The following is a 1,673-nucleotide window of genomic DNA, read 5'->3' as shown; positions in this document are numbered from 1 at the left end:
ACTCACCGAGCAAGGACCGGTGGCGGGCGAGTCCGGCGATGCGCTGGGCCGTGAACGATCCCTTCGAGCGCCGGGAGGTCAGCCAGTCCGGGAGCTCCGGCAGCGCGGCCCGCAGCAGCGGCTTGTATGTCACCAACCCGCGCCGGGCGAGGGCCGGCACGGCGAACGCGGCCCGCACGACCTCGTTGTCCAGGTACGGGTACACCGGCGTCACGCCGAGCGCCTGCCCATACTGGCTCCAGCCGCGGGCGGAGGCACCCACCGACCGCAAGGCGGCCCACTGGTCGAACTCGTCCGCCATCTCCGGCTGCCGGTCCCGGGCGGCCTGCCGCAGCAGCGCGGCAACCTGGTGCCGCCCGTCCGCCGTGAGCCACGACGCTCCGGCCCCGAGACGGCACCACGACCAGCCCGCCACAGCGGTCCCCGGCGTGACGGGCCCGCGCTCCAGGGCCTCGGCCACGCGCTCCAGACAGCCGCTCCGGCCCAGGTCAGCGGCCTGCTTGAGGGCCTTCCAGTACGGGCCGGGGGCGGTGTTGCGCAGCCGGGCGAACGCGACGACCTGGCGGTGGGCCTCGCGACGGCGGCCGTTCTGGAGGAGACGGACCCAGCAAGAGCTGGAGGCGTCCAACACGATGTCCCCGCCGTGCCCCGTCAGGTGCAGCGGCAGCCCCCGCACGGGGTGCAGGTAGGCGGCGTCCATGGCGTACATCGCCGCCTCCAGCACCGGCTCCGCCCCGGTCGGCTGCCCTGCAGGGAAACCGAAGGGCAGCTGCTCCTCGGTGCCGGTGGCGACGGTGTGGGAGATCTTGGTGTGTTCGGCGACGCGGGCGGCGAAGGCCATGTCCTCGCCGCTGGTGTAGCCGTCGGTGTACGTGACCGCGTGCACGGTGCCGACGCCGGCGGCGAGGACGACGGCCGCGGAGGAGTCCAGTCCGCCGGACAGGTCTGCCCCCACCATCCCGTCGGCGGCGCGGACGCGGTGCTGGACGGCGTCGGCGAGCGCGCGGCCGAACCGCTCGGCGCCCTCGCGCAGCTCGTCCACGAGCTCGACGCCCGCGATGTCGACGAGCTGCGGCGGCGCCCCGGGCGCGAGCAGCAGCCCGAACCCGCCAGGCACCAGCCGGACCTGCTCGTACGGGCTGCGGTGCGGCCAGTGGTGCTCGCCCGCAGTCAACCGGGCCACCAGATGCGGCAGGTCCGGCACCAGGCGCCGCCCCAGGAGGCCCGGCGCGGTCGCCCACGCCGTCCCCGTTTCGTGCGGCGCGTAGTAGACGGCACGGATGCCGGCCAGGTCGCCACACACGAAGTGCCGCCGCCCGTCGTGCGCAACGGCCCAGTACGAGCCGGGCCACCGGGTCAGCTCACCCCACCGGCCCGCCCGCACGGCCGAGAGCGCGGCGGTCAGCTCCTGCTCGGTGACCGGGCAGTCGCCCACGACCGCAAGCGCGGCCTGCCCGTCGGTGGCCGCGCGTAGCCGCGCGGCCGGGGCCCGGCGCACACCGCCAAGCCCGTCGATCTCCGTTCCGTTCACGGCGACGGTGCCGCCGGTCATCCACTCCCGTTCCATCTTCTCGCCTCCCCTTCAGACGCGACTCGCCCTCGGCGGGGTGCTCCTCGCCGTCGCCGTGACCGCCTTCACCGTCGTGAGCTGGGGGGCCATGGGCATCGGCGGC

1 protein-coding gene is annotated in these 1,673 nt (G+C 75.3%); it reads right to left on the bottom strand.

The window, feature by feature from the left end; translation table 11 throughout:
* Nucleotides 1-1,552 (bottom strand): asparagine synthase-related protein (locus tag AB0M26_RS31850; RefSeq protein WP_365266512.1); only part of this gene is annotated, 1,552 nt, incomplete at its 3' end.
* Nucleotides 1,553-1,673: the final 121 nt, after the last annotated feature.

The organism is Streptomyces sp. NPDC051776, from assembly GCF_040681345.1.
Classification (GTDB): Bacteria; Actinomycetota; Actinomycetes; order Streptomycetales; family Streptomycetaceae; genus Streptomyces.
The sequence above is the reverse complement of the archived record's forward strand: the minus strand, read 5'-3'. Positions and strand labels throughout refer to the sequence as shown.